Annotated in this window: 19 protein-coding genes; 14 read left to right on the top strand and 5 right to left on the bottom strand. The window is 59.6% G+C overall.

What is annotated here, in order from left to right; translation table 11 throughout:
- Positions 1–136: 136 nt before the first annotated feature.
- Complete coding sequence (gene trhO, locus CQ012_RS14690; protein WP_105656965.1) at positions 137–1,036, top strand: oxygen-dependent tRNA uridine(34) hydroxylase TrhO; 900 nt, start codon at positions 137–139, stop codon at positions 1,034–1,036.
- A 54-nt stretch (positions 1,037–1,090) separates the two neighbouring features.
- On the opposite strand, the gene CQ012_RS14695 is transcribed toward trhO, so the two are convergent.
- On the bottom strand, positions 1,091–1,669 hold the full coding sequence (locus tag CQ012_RS14695) for a GNAT family N-acetyltransferase (RefSeq protein ID WP_105656964.1): 579 nt from the start codon (positions 1,667–1,669) through the stop codon (positions 1,091–1,093).
- A 73-nt stretch (positions 1,670–1,742) separates the two neighbouring features.
- Here CQ012_RS14695 and CQ012_RS14700 point away from each other — a divergent pair, with 73 nt between their 5' ends.
- From CQ012_RS14700 to proC, 6 genes are all read left to right on the top strand, one after another.
- Positions 1,743–3,332 carry a DUF7059 domain-containing protein gene (locus CQ012_RS14700; protein WP_105656963.1) on the top strand — a complete coding sequence of 530 codons (1,590 nt, stop codon included), beginning with the start codon at positions 1,743–1,745 and terminating at the stop codon, positions 3,330–3,332.
- 23 nt (positions 3,333–3,355) lie between these two features.
- Complete coding sequence (locus CQ012_RS14705; protein ID WP_105657083.1) at positions 3,356–4,006, top strand: ArsR/SmtB family transcription factor; 651 nt, start codon at positions 3,356–3,358, stop codon at positions 4,004–4,006.
- A 149-nt stretch (positions 4,007–4,155) separates the two neighbouring features.
- Positions 4,156–6,945 (top strand): type I DNA topoisomerase, encoded by a 2,790-nt coding sequence (gene topA, locus CQ012_RS14710; RefSeq protein WP_105656962.1) that lies wholly within the window; start codon positions 4,156–4,158, stop codon positions 6,943–6,945.
- A gap of 32 nt (positions 6,946–6,977) precedes the next feature.
- Complete coding sequence (locus tag CQ012_RS14715) at positions 6,978–7,997, top strand: Ppx/GppA family phosphatase (RefSeq protein ID WP_105656961.1); 1,020 nt, start codon at positions 6,978–6,980, stop codon at positions 7,995–7,997.
- 54 nt (positions 7,998–8,051) lie between these two features.
- A complete protein-coding gene (locus CQ012_RS14720) occupies positions 8,052–8,876 on the top strand; it encodes a sugar phosphate isomerase/epimerase family protein (protein WP_105656960.1) in 825 nt (274 codons plus the stop codon).
- A gap of 4 nt (positions 8,877–8,880) precedes the next feature.
- Positions 8,881–9,723, top strand: coding sequence for a pyrroline-5-carboxylate reductase (gene proC / locus CQ012_RS14725; RefSeq protein ID WP_105656959.1), 843 nt, complete (start codon positions 8,881–8,883; stop codon positions 9,721–9,723).
- Between the two features lie 75 nt (positions 9,724–9,798).
- On the opposite strand, the gene CQ012_RS14730 is transcribed toward proC, so the two are convergent.
- Both CQ012_RS14730 and CQ012_RS14735 read right to left on the bottom strand, forming a co-directional pair.
- The gene (locus CQ012_RS14730; protein WP_105657082.1) at positions 9,799–10,437 is read right to left on the bottom strand and encodes a potassium channel family protein; all 639 of its coding nucleotides are present in this window, start codon (positions 10,435–10,437) and stop codon (positions 9,799–9,801) included.
- Between the two features lie 25 nt (positions 10,438–10,462).
- Positions 10,463–11,896 carry a TrkH family potassium uptake protein gene (locus CQ012_RS14735; RefSeq protein ID WP_105656958.1) on the bottom strand — a complete coding sequence of 478 codons (1,434 nt, stop codon included), beginning with the start codon at positions 11,894–11,896 and terminating at the stop codon, positions 10,463–10,465.
- 205 nt (positions 11,897–12,101) lie between these two features.
- On the opposite strand from CQ012_RS14735, the gene CQ012_RS14740 reads away from it, so the two are divergent.
- The 5 genes from CQ012_RS14740 (at position 12,102) to CQ012_RS14760 (ending at position 16,063) form a co-directional block, all read left to right on the top strand.
- The gene (locus tag CQ012_RS14740) at positions 12,102–13,271 is read left to right on the top strand and encodes an acetoin utilization protein AcuC (protein ID WP_181148815.1); all 1,170 of its coding nucleotides are present in this window, start codon (positions 12,102–12,104) and stop codon (positions 13,269–13,271) included.
- 95 nt (positions 13,272–13,366) lie between these two features.
- Positions 13,367–13,810 carry an ArsR/SmtB family transcription factor gene (locus CQ012_RS14745; protein WP_353615988.1) on the top strand — a complete coding sequence of 148 codons (444 nt, stop codon included), beginning with the start codon at positions 13,367–13,369 and terminating at the stop codon, positions 13,808–13,810.
- Between the two features lie 190 nt (positions 13,811–14,000).
- Positions 14,001–15,344, top strand: coding sequence for an NADP-specific glutamate dehydrogenase (gdhA, locus tag CQ012_RS14750; RefSeq protein ID WP_105656957.1), 1,344 nt, complete (start codon positions 14,001–14,003; stop codon positions 15,342–15,344).
- Between the two features lie 256 nt (positions 15,345–15,600).
- Positions 15,601–15,825, top strand: a complete 225-nt coding sequence (locus tag CQ012_RS14755; RefSeq protein WP_013349804.1) for a helix-turn-helix domain-containing protein — start codon at positions 15,601–15,603, stop codon at positions 15,823–15,825.
- A 139-nt stretch (positions 15,826–15,964) separates the two neighbouring features.
- Positions 15,965–16,063 (top strand): 30S ribosomal protein bS22, encoded by a 99-nt coding sequence (locus CQ012_RS14760; RefSeq protein WP_005504750.1) that lies wholly within the window; start codon positions 15,965–15,967, stop codon positions 16,061–16,063.
- A gap of 102 nt (positions 16,064–16,165) precedes the next feature.
- Here CQ012_RS14760 and CQ012_RS14765 read toward each other — a convergent pair whose 3' ends face one another.
- The gene (locus CQ012_RS14765) at positions 16,166–16,972 is read right to left on the bottom strand and encodes an HAD family hydrolase (RefSeq protein WP_105656956.1); all 807 of its coding nucleotides are present in this window, start codon (positions 16,970–16,972) and stop codon (positions 16,166–16,168) included.
- Positions 16,973–17,034: 62 nt separating this feature from the next.
- On the opposite strand from CQ012_RS14765, the gene CQ012_RS14770 reads away from it, so the two are divergent.
- Both CQ012_RS14770 and CQ012_RS14775 read left to right on the top strand, forming a co-directional pair.
- Entirely contained in the window at positions 17,035–17,280 is a 246-nt protein-coding gene (locus CQ012_RS14770) for a glutaredoxin family protein (RefSeq protein WP_332485935.1), read from the top strand.
- A gap of 27 nt (positions 17,281–17,307) precedes the next feature.
- Complete coding sequence (locus tag CQ012_RS14775) at positions 17,308–17,982, top strand: redox-sensing transcriptional repressor Rex (protein WP_286134124.1); 675 nt, start codon at positions 17,308–17,310, stop codon at positions 17,980–17,982.
- Between the two features lie 106 nt (positions 17,983–18,088).
- Here the strand turns inward: CQ012_RS14775 and CQ012_RS14780 are convergent, their stop codons facing one another.
- Positions 18,089–18,865, bottom strand: a complete 777-nt coding sequence (locus tag CQ012_RS14780) for an AI-2E family transporter (RefSeq protein WP_105656954.1) — start codon at positions 18,863–18,865, stop codon at positions 18,089–18,091.
- Positions 18,866–18,886 lie beyond the last annotated feature (21 nt).

An 18,886-nucleotide genomic window follows, 5' to 3' on the forward strand; every position in this document is an offset into this window, starting at 1 on the left:
ATTAGCTGACATTGAACTAATCGTTGCCTACTTGGAACTATTGCACTGGCCGAGAGCTCGATATTTTCGGGAAAGATCAATGTGACATTGCTCTTTTCCTCGGCGTTTCGCGGCCAAAAGCTACTAACATTGTAGGGTGGCCATTCATCGTATTGTTCTGTATTACGCTTTTACTCCGCTCCCAGACCCGGAGGCAATCCGCCTTTGGCAGCGCTCGCTGCTGGAGCGCTGGGGCTTGCGCGGACGCATCATCATCTCCAAAGACGGCATCAACGGCACCGTTGGTGGCGAGATCTCCGCAGTCAAGGCCTACGTCAAGGCCACGCGAGAACTGCCAGCTTTCAAGAAGATGGATATCAAGTGGTCGGAAGGTTCGGCAGAAGACTTCCCGCGTATCTCCGTCAAGGTTCGCGACGAGATCGTGACCTTCGGCGCTCCTGGCGAACTGGAAGTTGACGAGAACGGTGTTGTCGGCGGTGGCACCCACTTGCGCCCCGAAGAACTTCACGAGCTGGTTGACAACAAGAAGAAGACCGGCGAGAAGGTCCATTTCTTCGATGGCCGCAACGCATTCGAAGCGCAGATCGGCAAGTTCAAGGACGCGATTGTCCCCGAAGTGGACACCACCCGCGATTTCGTTGCCGAGCTGGATTCGGGCAAGTACGACCACCTGAAGGACCAGCCGGTGGTCACCTACTGCACCGGCGGCATTCGCTGCGAAGTGCTTTCGGCTTTGATGGTCAAACGCGGATTCCAAGAGGTGTACCAGATGCAGGGCGGCATCGTCCGCTATGGCGAGAAGTACGGGGATGAAGGCCTATGGGAAGGCTCTCTCTACGTTTTCGATAAGCGCATGCATACCGAATTCTCCGAAGACGCTGTCACCATCGGTGAATGCGTGGGCTGCCAAGGTCCAACCAACAAGTTCGAGAACTGTTCGGACCCGGCCTGCCGCAACCTGCGCCTGTTCTGCGAGGACTGCGCAAAGGACGAAGCACTGCGCCGCTGCCCAGACTGCAGCACCGTAGACGCCTAACTTCAGCTTTCACCAACCGCGGCCTGGACTTTCCATAAGTCCAGGCCGCGTTTTCTATGCGGTCACCTTCGGCCACATTCCGCGCGACGCATCCTTGACGTCGACCTGTTCCACCTCGGTCCGGTAGATTCTCAGCCCTCGCGCCTGGTAGTTCGGTAGCGCCGCCGGTCCGTCCAGTGAGCAGGTATGCAGCCATACCCGGCTGACCTCAGGCAGCTGCGGCCATCGTGAACCCAGGGCCCAGGCCTGTTGCAGTGCTTCGCTGAGCAGCACCCCGCCAAGGCCGCGGCCGGTAGCTTCGGGAAATAAGCCGAAGTAGAAGATCTCGACCTCGCTGCCGGCGTCCGCGACTTCCGTGACGAGCTCCACGTACCCCTGGGGAGCACCGTGCTGGTAGAGCACCCAGGTTTCTGAGCCCGGGCGTCGGAGCACTTCGTCCCACTGGTCTCGGGTCGAACCCAGGCGGTCAGACCAGTTCAATTCGCTGCCCACGCTCTGATACAGAAACCGCGAAAATTCCGGGGTGATCTCCTTGGCCAGCTCGATCCGGGCGTCCTCGGGCAAGGACTTGGCCGAGCGAATGACATCAGCGGAGTCGAGTTGCTGGAGATAGGTCACCGTTACTTGGGTCATGCCCACATCATAGGTCGCCGTAGTTTGCCTGGCCTAGCTATCGCCCGTTGAGTTACTCGGTAGACTTGGAGGTGTGAATGCTGCTGAATTTTCTTCCATTGATGACGCTCCCCAGAGCTACAATCAACTGCTCATCGACTCGCTAGCCAAAGACCTCACTGATGTCGGGTACAACTATGAAAATGTTGCGGGGCTGCTTGGTGAGGAAGCTGCGGCAGCATTTGCCCGCGACCAGCTCCACCCTGCCTTGCGAAACCTGGATCGTAGCAGGCCAGATAGCTCGCTTGCCTGTGTGGTTCGCCTCTTCCAAATGGGCCAGACCCAGGAAGACGCGGCCATCAATGCCGCCTTCCCGACATTGAAGACCGACGGATTGCTCAAGCTGGGCCTGATCGAGTCCTGGGCTACCGGTTACCGGGCCAAGATTGCCCTGGCGCTGCATTCCTCCGATGCTGACGGTGAATTGTGGGTGGCCCACGACCTGGGTGCCCACCAGCGTCCCGGCGTGTTGCGCACCGACCATGTGCTGGGCATTGGCCAGGCGTCCCTGACCCTGGCGCAGATCACGATCCGCGAAAAGGTCGAGCGCGCACTGGACTTGGGTACCGGCTGCGGCATCCAGCTGTTCCATCTGCTATCGCACGCGGAGCATGTTACGGCCACAGACCTGTCGGCCCGAGCCCTGGGCTTCACCCGCTTCAACCTGATGCTCAACTACCAGGCCCTGGAGCTGGATCCGGATAACCTCGAATCGCGGGTCACCCTGCTCCAGGGAAGCCTGTTCGATCCGGTGGCTGGATCCACTTTCAACCTGATCGCCAGCAACCCGCCGTTCGTGATTACCCCGCGAAGCAGCAACGAGCGCGCCAAGGACCGGTTCACCTACCGTGATGGCGGGATGGCCGGCGATACGCTGGTGAGCACCTTGATCGAGCAGGCTCCTGGCTTCCTGGCGCCGGGTGGCTGCATGCAAATGCTGTCAAACTGGGAGATTCCTCGCCTAGATGATGAATCCAACCAGCCGTGGGATGCCCGCGTGCGCCAGTGGTTCGGCGACCAGCTGGACGTATGGGTGATCGAGCGCGAGCAAACAACGCCAAGCGGCTACGCCGAGACATGGCTGCGCGACTCTTCCCAGACCGAGGACAGCACTTCATACATCTCCGCCTACAACGCATACCTCGATGACTTCGAGTCCCGCGGCGTGGGTGCCATCGGCTTCGGTCTGGTGTACTTCCGCCGTCCAGCCGCAGGCCATCCGGTACTGCAGCGCTACGAGCAGATCTCGCACCAGGTGGAACAGCCGCTGGCCCCGACCCTGCAGCGGGACATTGCCATGTCCGACCAGCTGGCCGCCGCCAATGAAGGGTTCAAGGATTGGCACCTGCTGGCGGCCGAGGATGTTACTGAGGAGCGCCATCAGCGTCCGGGGGCGGAGCACCCCGGCGTGATCTTGCTGCGGCAGGGGGCAGGGCTGCGCCGTACTGAATTGCTTGATACCGCGCAGGCAGGATTTGTTTCCGCCTGCGATGGTGATTTGTCGGTATCGCAACTAGTCAACGCGTTGGATTCCTTGATTGGAGAAGGGCAAGAAGACTTCGCGGACCTGCTTTATGAAGCAGTGAAGCGACTCTTGCGACATGGCCTGCTTCAGAAAATGTGAAACAAGCGCTAAAGTTTTTCCCTATGACACGGAACACAATTGAGGAACAAGGTGGGGCCGCCTCGCGCGATGAGGCGGAAATCCCACAAGTTGTCTCGATCACTGACCCCCAGGCGATTCGAGCGTTGGCCCATGACGCTCGACTGATCGTCTTGGATGAGCTCTTTGCTTCGCAGACCACCCGCACCGCTACAGAACTTGCATCCTTGTGTGCGCTGACACCTAGCGCCATGAGCTATCACCTCCGGGCCCTGGAGAAGTACGGGTACGTGATTCGTGCTGCCAGCGAAGGAGACGCACGCGAGCGGCGGTGGCGAGCGGCTGGTGAACGGCTAGAGCTGAACACGCAGATCGACTCGGCGAACGCCAAAACTGCGTACTTGAACGTGCAATTGAACGCATTCCGCACCCGGCTCAATGCTGAAGTCCAGCGGCGCGAGGCAGAAGCGAAGACCGGAATCGCTCCGGACCCGGATCGTCCGCCGATGCTGACTAGCGGTTTGGTCTTCCTCTCGGAAGCCAAGCAACGCGAGTTCAACCGCAGAATGCTGGATCTGGTCTACGAATACGAGGCACAGGCAACAGCCGAGGAACGCAGTATTGATTCGCGGCGTATGTTCTACTTAATCTCATTGCTTCCCGAATACCAGAGCATGGGGGAGGCATCATCATAAGTATGCCCGGCTCAGGGAGCGCAGATTCTTCGGTGTAAGATCATCGGGAAATGTGCTTATAGAGTAGGCATGAAGAACGAAGCTGCGATGGCGGATCGATCAGGGCCCGGAAATGGGTGTCCAAGGTCCGTGTTGTCTAAAGGAGTGCTGTGCCCCCCAAGGCCAAGGAAAAGACTGGTAAGAAACTCGTAATCGTGGAGTCTCCTGCCAAGGTGAAGTCGATCGCCAAATATTTGGGTGAAGGCTTTGACGTGGATGCCTCAGTGGGCCATATCCGCGACCTTCCGCAGCCCTCAGAACTGCCAACCGAGCTGAAAAAGACCTCAGTAGGCAAGTTCGCTGTCGATCTGGACAACGACTTTGAGCCTTACTACATGGTCTACCCGGACAAGAAGAAGCGCGTTTCCGAACTGAAGGCGAAGCTCAAAGAAGCTGACGAACTTTACCTCGCAACCGATGCGGACCGCGAAGGCGAAGCCATCGCGTGGCACCTGCTGCAGGTCCTGAAGCCAAAGGTTCCGGTACGCCGCCTGGCATTTACCGAAATCACCAAGGAAGGCATCGCCCGCGCACTGGAAAACATGCGCGAGCTCGATACCGACCTCGTCGACGCCCAGGAAACCCGCCGTGTCCTGGACCGCCTCTATGGTTACGAAATTTCACCGGTGCTCTGGCGCAAGGTGGCTCGCGGGCTGTCCGCAGGCCGCGTGCAGTCCGTGGCAACCCGTTTGGTCGTCGAGCGCGAACGCGAACGCATGGCCTTCATCCCCGCCGGATACTGGGATGTGAAGGGCAACTTCGCCACCAGTGAAGGCGAAGGCTTCGCAGCGAAGCTCTCGGCAGTGGACGGCGCCCGTGTCGCCTCCGGCCGTGACTTCGATGACCGCGGCCAGCTGAAGACCACCCGCAATAAGCTGGCCCACCTGGATCAGGAGTCGGCCCAGTCGCTGGTGGCGAACCTGTCGGACACCGGCTTTGCGGTGACCTCCGTCGAGGACAAGCCGTACACCCGTCGTCCGGCCGCCCCTTTCACCACCTCCACGCTGCAGCAGGAAGCATCCCGCAAGCTGCGCTGGAGCTCCAAGATCACCATGCAGATCGCTCAGCGGCTGTATGAAAACGGCTACATCACCTATATGCGTACCGATTCGGTCTTCCTCTCAGGCGAGGCAGTGAATGCCGCGCGCAAGCAGGCAACCGAACTGTATGGCGCGGATTCCGTTCCAGCCAAGCCGCGCGTCTACAAGGCGAAGAACGATGCCGCGCAGGAAGCCCACGAGGCAATCCGCCCGGCCGGTGACATGTTCCGCCGCCCGAAGGACGTGCGTTCCTCGTTGTCCAAGGACGAGTACGCATTGTACGAGCTGATCTGGAAGCGCACCGTCGCCTCGCAGATGGCCGATGCCAAGGGCTTCACCGCCACCATCAAGCTGCAGGGCACCGCCAGCGATCAGCGCGTGGCCGAGTTCTCGGCCTCCGGCACCGTAATCACCTTCCGCGGTTTCCTTTCCGCCTATGAGGAGGGCAAGGACGAACAGGCCCTGGAAGCCGCGGCAGAGAATGCCGAAGCCCGCCTGCCGCAGCTGGCTGTGGGCCAGCAGCTGGCCGGCGATGAACTGACCGCTCTGGGCCACGAAACCTCCCCGCCGGCTCGTTACACCGAAGCTTCGATCGTGGCCGAGCTGGAAAAGCGCGAGATCGGCCGCCCGTCGACCTACGCGCCAACCATCTCCACGATCATGGACCGCGGCTATGTCACCAAGCGAGGCGGCGCCCTGGTGCCGAGCTGGATCGCCTTCTCGGTGATCCGCTTGCTCGAAGAGCACTTCGCGAAGTACGTGGACTACGATTTCACCGCCCGCCTGGAAGATGATCTCGATGAGATCGCCAAGGGCCATCGTGCCCGCACCGACTGGCTGAACCTGTTCTACTTCGGCAAGGGCGCGGAGACCGAATCCGAAGGCTTGAAGCATGTGGTCGATAACCTCGGCGACATCGACGCCCGTGCGATCAACTCGATCAAGGTCACCGACGACATCACCTTGCGTGTGGGCAAGTTCGGCCCGTACCTGGAACGTGCCATCCCGGAAGGCGCCGAGGAAGGCACCGAGCCGCAGCGCGCCAACGTGCCTGAGGATCTGGCCCCGGATGAGCTGACTGCCGAAAAGGCAGAGGAGCTCTTTGCCAACTCGCAGGTCTCCGAAATGCACTTGGGCATTGATCCGGAAACCGGTCGCCAGATCGTAGCCAAGGATGGCCGCTACGGCGCCTACGTCACCGAGATCATCCCGGAGCCAACCGAAGAGGAATTGGCGGCCCAGCCGGTCGAGTACTACAAGAATGGCAAGCCGAAGCCGCCGAAGAAGCCAACCAAGGTCAAGCCGCGCACCGCGTCGCTGTTCAAGTCCATGACTGTCGAATCAGTGACCTTGGAAGATGCCCTGAAGCTGATGAGCCTGCCTCGTGTACTGGGTGCTGACGCTGACGGCGAAGAGATCACCGTGCAGAACGGCCGCTTCGGTCCGTACCTGAAGAAGGGCAGCGATTCGCGCTCGATCGAGAGCGAAGAGCAGATCTTCACGATCACCTTGGACGAAGCGCTGGCGATCTACGCGCAGCCGAAGCAGCGTGGCCGTCGTGCCGCGGTACCGCCATTGGCCGAGTTCGGAGTGGACCCGACCAGCGAGAAGAACATCGTGGTCAAGGATGGCCGCTTCGGTCCATACATCACCGACGGCGTCACCAACATCACCGTTCCGCGCACTACCTCCCTGGAGGAACTGACACGCGAGCAGGCTATCGAGCTGCTGGCCGACAAACGTGCCCGCGGACCGGTGAAGCGCACGGCAAAGAAGGCGCCGGCCAAGAAGCCAGCAGCCAAGAAGACCCCGGCGAAGAAGGCTACGGCCAAGAAGACGACCGCGAAAAAGACTGACTAGTCTTTCTTGCCAGGCCTAACGAGGAGCGCACCATGAGACTCGGTGTATTGGATATCGGTTCGAATACCGTTCACCTGTTGCTCGTCGATGCATATCCGGGAGCCCGCCCGGTTCCCTATGCCTCGCACAAGCGACCCTTGTCCTTGGTGCGCTACCTCAATGAGTATGGCGCCATAACTGAAGAGGGCCAGCGCGAGCTGATCTCCTTCATCAAGGAAGCCGCCAAGTTCGCCGAAAACCACCAGGTTGAGGACTTCATGGCTTTCTGCACTTCAGCGATTCGCGAATCCTCCAACGGTGCTGCCGTCCTGGAACGCGTCGAAGTCGAGACGGGCGTGAGCTTGATGGAACTGACCGGCGAAGAAGAAGCCGGCATGACCTTCTACTCCGTACGCCGTTGGTTTGGCTGGTCTTCGGAATCCATCCTGAACCTGGATATGGGCGGAGGCTCGCTGGAGCTGGCCTTGGGCGTTGACGAGTTCCCGCAAACAGCCTTTTCCGTGCCCCTGGGCGCCGGCCGTCTGACCCGCGAATGGCTTCCTAACGACCTGCCGTCCATTAAGGAAGTCAAGGAACTGCGTACGTACGTGCGCGACGTTCTCACGGACCCGACTACCGAGCTGCGCCAGTATGGCAAGCCCACCTTGGCCACCGCTACTTCCAAGACTTTCCGCTCGCTGGCTCGCATCACCGGAGCCGCGCCGAGCACGGAAGGCCCCTATGTTAAGCGCGTGCTCAATCGTGACGCATTGAAATTGTGGACCAACCGATTGACCGCGATGAGCTGGGCTGAACGGGCAGAACTGCCCGGTGTCTCGGAGATTCGCGCCCCGCAACTGCTTGCCGGGGCGATTGTCGCTCACGAAGCGATGAATGCCTTGAAACTGAAATCTGTGCGGATTTGCCCTTGGGCGATTCGTGAAGGCTTGATGCTGCGACGTTTTGATCACGTGATGTTTGACTCTGCGACACCGCTCAGTAGTAGCGTTGGAGTTGGGGAAGTAGCTCTGGATAACGAGAAGTACAAATTTCTCGCCAAACCCAGCAGCTAACCTTCTTGGCTAAGCGGTGCCCGCACAGTGGACACGGTAACAGGAGGCAAGAGCATGGAAGACCAGAAGAGCACAATGAAGGTGCCAGTCACCCTCTCTAGCGCGTCAGTTTATCCGCTGACCGTCCATGACGCCTTCGCGATGGCCAAGGACGTGGGATACGACGGGCTGGAAGTGCTGATTACCGGCAACGCAGCCAGCCAATCTGCGACCGCGCTCAAAGCCTTGATGGACAAGTACCAACTGCCGATCATGGCCATCCACGCACCGACATTGCTGCTCACCCAGCAGGTGTGGGGCTCTGCTTGGGCCAAGATCGAACGTTCGGTCATCCTGGCCCAAGCGGTCGGCGCAAATGTGGTTGTCGCCCATCCGCCATTCAGGTGGCAGGGCGCCTACGCCGAAGAATTCGCCGAAGGCGTGCAGCGATTGGTTGAGACCACGGGGATGAAAATCGCCGTGGAAAACATGTACCCATGGCGTGCCCGGGGCCGTGAAGCGAAAATGTACCTTCCGCACTGGAACCCAGTCCCGCAGCACTACCAGCATGTGACCTGGGATTTCTCCCATGCGGCGATTGCCAATATGGATTCGCGCCAAGCCGTCGAGGACCTGGGCCAGCGACTGGCGCACGTTCATCTGTGCGATGGTTTGGATAACGGCAAAGACGAGCACCTTGTGCCAGGCCTGGGCACCCAACCGGTGGCCGAAACGCTGCAATATCTGCGTGATGCCAATTGGAGCGGAACCGTAGCGGTCGAGGTCTCCACACGCAAAGCTCGCAACACCGGGCAAAAAGAAGAATGGCTGGGAAAGACCCTAGAATTTGCCCGCCAGCACTTAACAGTCGGCAGCGACCCCAAGCCAATGACACAATAGCCATATGAGTGAAGCAACAAAGAATCTGTCCCTGTCCTTCCTCGGCGCCGGCTCCATGAACGGCGCCATCCTGCGTGGCATTATCGCCTCGGGCCATGACCCGCAGCTCATCACCGCTACCGTGCGAAGCGATAACCGCGTAGCGGAACTGCGCGAATTGGGCATCAACGTCTTGGTCAGCGAGGAAGATCCCGAAGCCAACCGCCGGGCTGCCGCCAGCGCAGACATTATCTTCCTGGGCGTGAAGCCGGTAGGCATCACCGAACTGTGCGAGGAGATTTCCGGATCGCTGGACGCGCAGAAGGTCGTTGTTTCCGTAGCCGCCGCTATCACCCTGAGCAGCATGCAGTCTCATCTGCCAGCTGGCCAGCCGGTCATCCGTTCCATGCCGAACACCCCTTTGATGGTCGGTGCCGGCGTGGTGGGAATCAGCCCGGCGGCAAGCGTGAGCGACGAGCAGACCAAGTTGGTCACCGATCTGCTCTCCGGATCCGGCGACGTGCACGTCATCGACGAAGAGCAGCAAAATGCGCTCTCGGCAATTTCCGGGTCCGGTCCGGCCTATGCTTTCTACCTGGCTGAGGCCATGGCCAATGCCGGTGTGGCCATGGGCTTGGATGAAAAGCTTTCAATCGCGCTGGCACGTGCCACTGTGGCCGGTGCCGGCAAGATGCTCTCGAACCCTGACGCGGATCCCGCGACCCTGCGCAAGGCGGTAACCAGCCCGAAGGGCACCACCGAGCAGGCTATCGCCACCTTCGATGAGCAGGGAATTCCAAAGATTATTGCTGCGGGCACGCAAGCGGCAGCCGCCCGTGCAGCGCAGCTGAGTGAAGAGCTCGGCTAGGAACGAGCATTCAATACGGCGGTGGCCGGCAACCGATTGGTTGCCGGCCACCGCCGTATTCACGATCCTCGTGCCCTACGGGCGTGCTGCGAAACGCTCGAGCAGGTCCACGTGCCCCGAGACGATCAGGACATCTCGGCGAGTCACCATGGTATCCGGCATGGCGTAGGTGAAATCCTCGCCCGGGGACTTCACACCAACGATCGTCACCCCGTACTTGGAGCGGACTTGGGACTGGGCCAAGGTGAAGCCCTGGGTCTCCTTCGGAGGGTACATCTTCACGATGGCGAAGCCGTCATCGAATTCGATGAAGTCGAGCATGCGGCCACCGACCAGGTGCGCGGCACGCACACCGGCATCGGCTTCCGGGTAGATGACGTGGTTGGCACCAATGCGGGTAAGAATCTTGCCATGGGAGGGCGTAATGGCCTTGACCCACAGATGCTCAATGCCCAGATCCACCAGGTTCACGGTGATCAGCACGGATGATTCGATGGAGGTACCCACGCCCACGACGGCAGAGGAGAATTCCTGGGCGCCGAGCTGGCGCAGGGCGTCAATATTGGTCGCGTCGGCCGCGACCACGTGGGTCAAGGTGCTGGCCCACTGCTGAACGAGCTCCGGGCTGCGCTCAATGGCCAGCACTTCGCGCCCCTGCTTGACCAGCGTTTCAGCGACAGATGCACCGAAGCGGCCCAGGCCGATAACCAGCACCGGGGCATTGTGGTCTATGTTCTTGTCAGCCAATGAGCGGCCTTTCTTCTGGGAGTCTGAACAGCGTATTGCGGTGGCGCATGGTCAACGCGCTGGCGAGCGTAATACTGCCGATGCGTCCGGCAAACATCAACGCGCTGAGCACATACTTGCCGGCCGGAGGCACTTCTTGCGAAACCCCGCTACTCAGGCCCACGGTAGCAAAGGCCGAGATCGACTCGAACAGGGCTCGCGAGAAGCCCACCGATTCGTCGATGGTCACGAGTGCGCCGGTAGCGACCATCACCAGCGAAGCACCCATGGCGACCACGGAGATGGCCACGCGCATGGTGCCTTGCGGAATCTGCCGGCCAAAGGCCTTCGCGTCAGTATCGCCACGGACCTCGGCCAAGATCGCCAAGAACATCACGGCAATGGTGGTGACCTTGATGCCGCCAGCAGTAGAAGCTGAACCGCCACCGGCGAACATCAATGCGTCGGTCAACAAGATGGTCACCTGGTGGATGTCGTTCTGATCCACCAGGTTGAAGCCGCCAGAACGGGTCATGGTGGAGGCGAAGAAGCCATGAATGAGCTTGTCGCTGATGGATAAGCCACCGATGGTCTTGGGATTGGCCCATTCGAAAATCAGCCACAGGAAGGATCCGGCAAAGAGCAGGATGGTGGTGGTGAGCATGGTCAGCTTGGTGTGCAGGTTCCACTTCTTCATATTGAACTTGTGCGCCAGCAGCACCATGATCACCGGGAAACCCAAGGAACCGGTGAACACGCCGGCCATCAATGGGCCCAGGATCCACAGGTCGGTTTCGTAGGGAACCAATCCGTCGGAGTGCGGGGTGAAGCCTGCATTGTTGAAAGCCGAGACGGCATAGAAGATTCCATGCCAGATGGCGGACAGGACGCTTTCACCCAGAATGTAGAAGCGCGGGATCAGAAAGAGCGCGATGACCGCCTGCAGGCTGATCGCTGTGAGGATCACGATGCGCAGCAATGAGCTTACTTCACCCAGCGCTGAGGCTCCAGAACTGTTCATCGAATTCTGCGCCATCAGCTTGGCTCGCACGCCCAGCTTGCGGGATACCGCCAGGGACATGATGGAGGCCAGGGTCAAAATGCCCAGGCCGCCCATGAACGTTGCGACCAGCATGATCAGCTGACCGGCGAATGACCAGTGCACAGCGGTGGAGACGGTCGTTAGGCCAGTAACGCAAACTGCCGACACAGCGGTGAATAATGCGTCATGCAGCGCGGTGGCTTCCCCTGTGGCCGAGGAAAACGGCGCCGCGAGCAGGGAGGTGAACAACGTGATAGCCAGCAAGAAGGCGCCAAGAGTCAAGCGCGCGGGGGAGCGCACGGTGAAGTCCGCAACTGCGATGCGAACGGTCAGCCATTTCTTGCGTCGCTGTTCGCGCATTTCAGCTGCCCGGGCGCTGGGGCCCGATGCACTGGCTGTGCTCATTTATTACTCGCCGTTTCCTGGGGAACAGTTCTTTGCCATGAGGATTTGAAGTCCTTCTAGTAATTTACGCGTTTCCACCGCTAAACGCTTGTGTTGCCCGGCTAAAGACCCGACAAGCCGCGCAAACTGCCATGAATTCATGAGTTGGGTCACTATCGGGTAGCCTGAAATCGTGTTAGATCCGCAGCATGCCCCACGGCCCACCATGGTGATGTGGGATGAAGAGTATCTGAAGTACAAATTCAGCGACTGGCATCCCATGCACCCTTCACGGCTAGAACTGACCTATCGACTCAGCGATGAGCTGGATATCTTCGATGCGCCGAACGTCACGATACAGGCTCCGGATATTGCCGACGATGCGGTCATCGGCTCCGTCCATGACCAGAGCTATATCGATCAGGTGCGGCGGGTGAGCCAGGATCCAACACTCGTTGCCGAAGAATTCGGCTTGGGCACCGAAGACGACCCGGTATTCGCCGGGATGCATGAAGCCGCCGGGCGCATTGTTGGCGGTTCGGTAGCAGCGGCCCAAGCCATCATGGACCAAGAGGTGGTCCGTGCGGTGAACTTCGCCGGCGGCATGCACCACGCCGCGAAAAGCAAGGCCAGCGGTTTCTGCATCTACAATGACGCTGCTGCCGCGATCCATCGCATGCTGGAACAGGGTGCCCAACGCGTGGTCTACATCGATGTGGACGCGCATCACGGGGATGGCACCGAGTCGATCTTCTGGGATGACGAACGCGTGCTGACCATTTCCATCCATGAATCCGGGCTGTCACTGTTCCCCGGTACGGGATTCGCCAATGAAATTGGCGGCAAGAACGCCGAAGGCAGCGCAGTAAATGTTGCTCTGCCGGCAATGACCGGGGACTCCGGGTGGATGCGTGCCTTCCATGCGATCGTTCCGCAGCTGGTACGCGCCTTCAAGCCCGAAATCATCGTCTCCCAGCACGGTTGCGATGCGCACCGTGATGATGACATGACCAACTTGAAGCTGTCTGTTGATGCGCAACGCCAGGCGGCCCTGGACATATCCCAGTTGGCAGATGAGCTGTGCGAAGGCCGGTGGCTGGCTACCGGAGGCGGGGGATACAACGTCACCGCCGTCGTGCCGCGTACCTGGACCCATCTGACGGCGATTGTTGCCGGCAAGCCGGTGCCGTTGCGTACCTATGTTCCCGAGACCTTCCGCCGCTACGTTCTGGAAAGGTACGGCCGTGCCATGCCTTACCTCATGGGCGATGACGCCCAGCTGTGGTGGCGCAATTGGGAAGTCGGCTATGATCCGGCCGATCCGGTAGACCGAACCATCATTGCTACACGCAAGGAGATATTCCCGCTTTTCGGGCTCGATCCATGGTTCGACTAGCCTCGCATGGCTGCGGCCAACGGAGACAGAGGCGAGACCTCACAGCATTTTAGGCATGGAAATCGATTGCCAACCGTTCATATGCCGTTAGGGTTATGTGTGTGGCAATTGATGAAGTGTTTTCGGCGTTGGCTGAACCAACCCGACGAAAGATAATAGAAGCGCTCAAGAACGAGCCGAAAGCAGTGGGCACTCTGGTCACTGAACTGGAGATCTCGCAGCCGACTGTTTCCAAGCACTTGAAGGTGCTGCGCGAAGCTGAACTCGTGAGCATGGCCGCTGCCGGGCAGCGGCGCATCTACAGCATTGATACCTCAGCGCTGGAAGATCTCGTGCGCTGGTGCGCCGATTTGGTACCTGCCCAACCGGAGGGCCAGGAGCTGGCAACCACGCAGGCCGAAGCCGAGGGGCAGCTGGCAGCGGTATCGAATCCAACGGCTCAGCAGATCGGGCGGCGCGTTGGCCAAGGCCTGGAACAAGTTACTGGACGTGCGCAAGAGTTTTTCGAGAAACTTCCGCGGTTCGGGCGTCGGCGCTAGCTCTTGTCCAGTCTTCGGCGCTGCAACCGTGCAATATGGTCAATCTTTTAAGTTACGCGCGCAATCCTGTTTTATAACATGAAAATTTTGTTCAGAATGCCCAGCATGGCATTCTCGTGTGCGGGGCAGTGACGCCGGCAATGAGGCCCCTTGTGCGCCTGTGCCTGCCCCAAGTGATGAGGAGAAAAACTTGGATAAGCACTTAGCGACGATTCGCGACGAAGTCTTCCGCCGCAATCCCGGCGAAGCAGAATTCCACCAGGCCGTCACGGAAGTATTCGACAGCCTTGAAGCTGTATCGGTCAAGCATCCTGAATACGCCGAAGCCGCAATCCTGCAGCGTTTGTGCGAACCTGAACGCCAGATCATCTTCCGAGTGCCATGGGTTGACGACGAAGGCCGCGTGCAGATCAACCGCGGCTTCCGCGTTGAATTCAACTCGGCTCTGGGCCCATACAAGGGCGGTCTGCGTTTCCACCCATCGGTTTACCTTGGCATCGTCAAGTTCCTGGGCTTCGAACAGATCTTCAAGAACTCCCTGACCGGCATGCCCATCGGCGGCGGCAAGGGCGGCTCGGACTTCGACCCGCGCGGCAAGTCCGATGGCGAAGTCATGCGCTTCTGCCAGTCCTTCATGACTGAGCTCTACCGCCACATTGGCGAATACACCGACGTGCCAGCCGGCGATATCGGCGTTGGCGGCCGCGAAATCGGTTACCTCTTCGGCCAGTACAAGCGCATCACCAACCGCTACGAGTCCGGTGTGCTGACGGGCAAGGGCTTGAGCTGGGGCGGTTCCCTGGTTCGCCCGGAAGCCACCGGCTACGGCGCAGTGATCTTCACTGAAGAAATGCTCAAGACCCGCGGCCAGACTTTCGATGGCCAGCGCGTGGTCGTTTCCGGTTCGGGCAACGTGGCAATCCACGCCATCGAGAAGGCGCAGGCACTGGGAGCGAAGGTCGTTACGGCTTCCGACTCGGCCGGCTTCATCGTTGACGAGGGCGGCATCGACCTGGATCTGCTGCGTCAGATCAAGGAAGTTGAGCGCGGCCGCATCTCCGAGTATGCCGAACGCCGTGGCACCAAGAAGGTGAAGTACGTTGCCGGTGGCAGCGTCTGGGACGTTGCAGGCACCGTGGCGCTGCCCTGCGCAACCCAGAACGAATTGGGCGCTGAGGCCGCAAAGAAGATGGTTGCTGCTGGCACCATCGCAGTGGCCGAAGGCGCCAACATGCCTACTACCGCTGAAGCGACCTCGATCTTCCAGGATGCAGGGGTGCTCTTCGGCCCGGGCAAGGCAGCCAACGCTGGTGGTGTTGCTACCTCCGCTCTGGAGATGCAGCAGAACGCCAGCCGCGATGCATGGAGCTTCGAGCACACCGAGCGTCGCCTGACTGAGATCATGGTCGGCATCCACACCAGCTGTGCTGCTACTGCAGACGAGTACGGCATGCCGGGGAACTACGTCGCCGGCGCCAACATCGCGGGCTTCGTGAAGGTCGCAGACGCAATGCTCGCACAGGGCGTCATCTAATAATCTGCAGCGCTGCAATCCGCGTGAATTCATTGGGGACCCGGTGAAATCACGCGGATTGTCTCGTTCAGGCATCAAAAAATGTGATTCAGATGGTCACGTGTGTGTTTCGTGATGCAAAAGTTACAAAAGTGCGATTAGACTAGTACAAAGCGAACGTGAACCTGAACCGCCGATGTTGATCCAAAGTCGTGTAAGTTCATCTTCGCTAAATTAACGCGACGAATAAGAGATCAGCGTCAGGAGAATATCCCGCATGACGGATAAACAGAATTTTGCCGGAGCCCGTTTCATGACTGTGGCCGAAGTGGCCGACATGATGCGCGTTTCCAAAATGACCGTTTATCGGCTGATCCACGCCGGTGATTTGCCTGCTGTTCAGTTCGGTCGCTCCTATCGCGTTCCGGAAAACGCCGTGGAATCATATCTGAATGCCGCGGCCATTGATCCGCAGCACGGTACCGGTTCTTACGGTCGATAGTCCGCGCGATGGTCAGAGCATGACCGAAAAGCGGGTAATCTGTTAAGGAACGTTTAACGTCCGGTCAACCTTGTCCTTGGGCTCGCGCGCAAGCAGGCATTTGGGGTTGACGCATTTATTTAGTTTGTGAGGAACCACTATGGGCTCTGTTATCAAGAAGCGCCGCAAGCGTATGTCGAAGAAGAAGCACCGCAAATTGCTTCGTAAGACCCGCCACCAGCGTCGTAATAAGAAGTAAATCTACTTCTGAGCATTTGCCGCTTGGCAATCATCGCCACCGCTTCACAGTGAAACTGTTGAACGGTGGCGATTGCTTTATCCAAAGCCGCCCAGCGCCGGCCTAAGAGCCGGAACGGCGCAGAATGGACCGTCGCGCCGCCCAGAGCGCACCAAGCACTCCAGCGGCCTTCAGGCCTAGTTTGGCAGCTCGCTGGCCGGTGCGGAAATCGTAGACCTGCCAGCCGCGGCGCTTGGCGTAGGCGCGAAGCCGCGCATCGGGATTGATGCATACGGGGTGTCCCACAGCTTCAAGCAAGGGAACATCATTGTAGGAATCCGAGTATGCCCATGATTTCGACAGCGAGATGCCGCGAGCCTTCGCCAGGGTGCGCACCGCTTGCGCTTTTTCCGCAGCGTGCAGGATCGGGCTGGCCAGCGCTCCGGTGTAGAAACCGTCTTCGCTGGCCACTACAGTGCCCAATGCACCGGTAAGTTCGAGACGTTGCGAGATGACATTCGCCACTTCCAGGGGAGTGGCAGTGACTAGCCAGACTTCACGGCCCACCGTCCGATGCTGGCGAGCAATGGCTACCGTACCGGTCCATAGCTTGGGTTCGATGTATTCGTCATAGATCTCGTTGCCGATCTTCTCGATCTCGGACACCGGGATCCCTCGGACCATCATCAACGCACGGTCGCGAATCTGGTGAATGTCCCCTAGGTGCTCACCGCGCGCGGCGAAGCGCAACTGCTTGAGCGCGAACCAGAGGATTTCGCGGAATTGGAAGAAGCGGCGCTCATGCAGTTTCCGGGCCAGCAGATACAGCGATGCACCGCGCACAAGGGTGTTATCTACATCGAAGAAAGCGGCGACCGTGTCCGGAGCCAGGGCGGAATTCGGGCTGGGGTGATGATCGATGGAAGACATTTGATCCAGTTTATTTCATTGCCAAGTTTAAGGGCGGTTACGGCTCGTGAGATTATAGGCAGGTGAGTACTTTGAATCAGATCCAGCTGTTGGTTCGAGAAGGCTGCCACCTGTGCCAGGCCGCACGCGCAACCGTGGCCGAGGTGACTGGCCGGTTGAATATGGAGTTTTCCGAACTGGATATTGACCAGCACCCTGAATTGCTGGCCAAGCACCACGAGGAAGTGCCGGTTCTGCTGATCAACGGAGAAGTCCGCGACTTCTGGCACATCGACGCACAGCGTCTGGAACGACTACTGAGCAGCTAGCCGCTGCCGAATAAATGAAAATGCGTTGTGCTCTTCAAGAGCACCGAAAAGTGCGGGAGAACGAAGATGTCAGAGCTTGAAGCCCGGGTCCTGCCTGAGGCCACGCTGGCTCGACTGACCCAGTACTTGCGCGCGCTGAACGCCTTGGAAGCCCAGGGCCTGGAACGCACCAGTTCCGGGGTGCTGGCCAAGGAAGCTGGAGTGAACCCCTCCATCCTGCGCAAAGACCTTTCCTGGTTGGGTTCCTACGGAACCCGCGGGGTGGGCTACGTGGTCCGCGAACTGGCAGAACATATCAGCCGCACCCTCGGCCTGAACCAGGACTGGCGTGTGGCCATCCTCGGCGCCGGTAACCTGGGGCGCGCGCTCAGCGGATATGCAGGCTTCAGGACTCGTGGCTTCAACGTCAAGGCGATCCTGGATATCGACCCCGCACTGGTCGGCAGCCCGGTCGGCGAGCTGCACGTGGAAGCGATCGCGGACTTGGCCGCAGTGGTTGAACGCGAAGAAATCAACATCGCTGTTCTGGCAATTCCGGGCGATGCTGCGCAGGACCTGGTCTACGAACTGGCCGCGCTTTCGGTCCGCTCGGTGCTCTCGTTCGCACCGATGCCGCTTCGCGTACCCGCGGGCATGAACCTGCGGCGCGTTGATCTTTCCACTGAATTGCAGATCCTGGCATACCTCGCCGTTCAAGGCTGAAGCCGCGCAGACGAGAAAAGGCGTAGCCGCGTCATCCCTTGGGTGGATGGAGCGGCTACGCCTTTATTGTCCCTGCAGGGCCTCGCGAAGAGGCTCGGCCATGCGTTTAGCGGAAGCCGGCCAGGCGAGCCTGGCGGCGCTGCGCAATGTATTGCGAAGAAGGGCGCAACCAGGCGAAGACCACGCCTGCAATGCCCAACAAGATGCCCACAACGTAGACAGCGTTGATAATTCCGGCTTGAGTGTCAGCGAACATGCTGATCATTGGAACGATAGTCACCAGATTCAGCAGTGAAAGCGCACCGAGGATCGTGGCGATAATTCGCATGGCGCCCACGCCGCGGCCAACGAAGAAGCCCACCAGGAAATACAGGGCCAAGGTGATGATCATGGAGATAATCACGAAGGTCGACATCATGGAATTGACCTGGGCCATGAAGGCCTCAGGGCTTGCCATCATCTGTTCAACCAGTGGATCCTGCTCCATGCCCGGGGTGCTCTGCATCTGGTTCTGGAACTCTTCTTGCACCAGCGACCACTGCTGGCCAATCATGTTGGCCATCATGTTGGAGTTGGTCATCAGCCAGCTGGCGAGGGCACTGAAGATGCCCGCGAGCATGATCAAGCCAAAGGCGATAGCCAAGGTCCGTGGCCGCTCGGTCGGCGGCTGCACGCCGGCGTAACCTCCCTGCTGGGCATACTGGTCGTAGCCCGGTGCCTGCGGTTGCCCGTAAGGATTCGGATTCTGGCCGTACGGGTTCTGGCCGTACGGCGAGGGCTGCTGGCCGTAGGGGTTTTCGCCGTACGGGTTCTGCGATGAACCCTGGCCGGAAGGGCCCGGGTTGTAGGGCTGGCCCGGCTGGTTAGGATCGTTGTCGCTCATGATGCGTCCTTCTGGTCGAAC

The organism is Arthrobacter sp. MYb214, assembly GCF_002979865.1.
Classification (GTDB): domain Bacteria; phylum Actinomycetota; class Actinomycetes; order Actinomycetales; family Micrococcaceae; genus Glutamicibacter.

Bases quoted from the DNA above. Each gene is read 5' to 3' on its own strand.
- CQ012_RS14695 (WP_105656964.1), bottom strand. From the start codon at position 1,669: ATGACCCAAGTAACGGTGACCTATCTCCAGCAACTCGACTCCGCTGAT.
- CQ012_RS14705 (WP_105657083.1), top strand. From the start codon at position 3,356: ATGACACGGAACACAATTGAGGAACAAGGTGGGGCCGCCTCGCGCGAT.
- CQ012_RS14715 (WP_105656961.1), top strand. From the start codon at position 6,978: ATGAGACTCGGTGTATTGGATATCGGTTCGAATACCGTTCACCTGTTG.
- CQ012_RS14720 (WP_105656960.1), top strand. From the start codon at position 8,052: ATGGAAGACCAGAAGAGCACAATGAAGGTGCCAGTCACCCTCTCTAGC.
- proC (WP_105656959.1), top strand. From the start codon at position 8,881: ATGAGTGAAGCAACAAAGAATCTGTCCCTGTCCTTCCTCGGCGCCGGC.
- CQ012_RS14735 (WP_105656958.1), bottom strand. From the start codon at position 11,896: ATGAGCACAGCCAGTGCATCGGGCCCCAGCGCCCGGGCAGCTGAAATG.
- CQ012_RS14740 (WP_181148815.1), top strand. From the start codon at position 12,102: ATGGTGATGTGGGATGAAGAGTATCTGAAGTACAAATTCAGCGACTGG.
- CQ012_RS14745 (WP_353615988.1), top strand. From the start codon at position 13,367: ATGTGTGTGGCAATTGATGAAGTGTTTTCGGCGTTGGCTGAACCAACC.
- CQ012_RS14755 (WP_013349804.1), top strand. From the start codon at position 15,601: ATGACGGATAAACAGAATTTTGCCGGAGCCCGTTTCATGACTGTGGCC.
- CQ012_RS14760 (WP_005504750.1), top strand. From the start codon at position 15,965: ATGGGCTCTGTTATCAAGAAGCGCCGCAAGCGTATGTCGAAGAAGAAG.
- CQ012_RS14765 (WP_105656956.1), bottom strand. From the start codon at position 16,972: ATGTCTTCCATCGATCATCACCCCAGCCCGAATTCCGCCCTGGCTCCG.
- CQ012_RS14780 (WP_105656954.1), bottom strand. From the start codon at position 18,865: ATGAGCGACAACGATCCTAACCAGCCGGGCCAGCCCTACAACCCGGGC.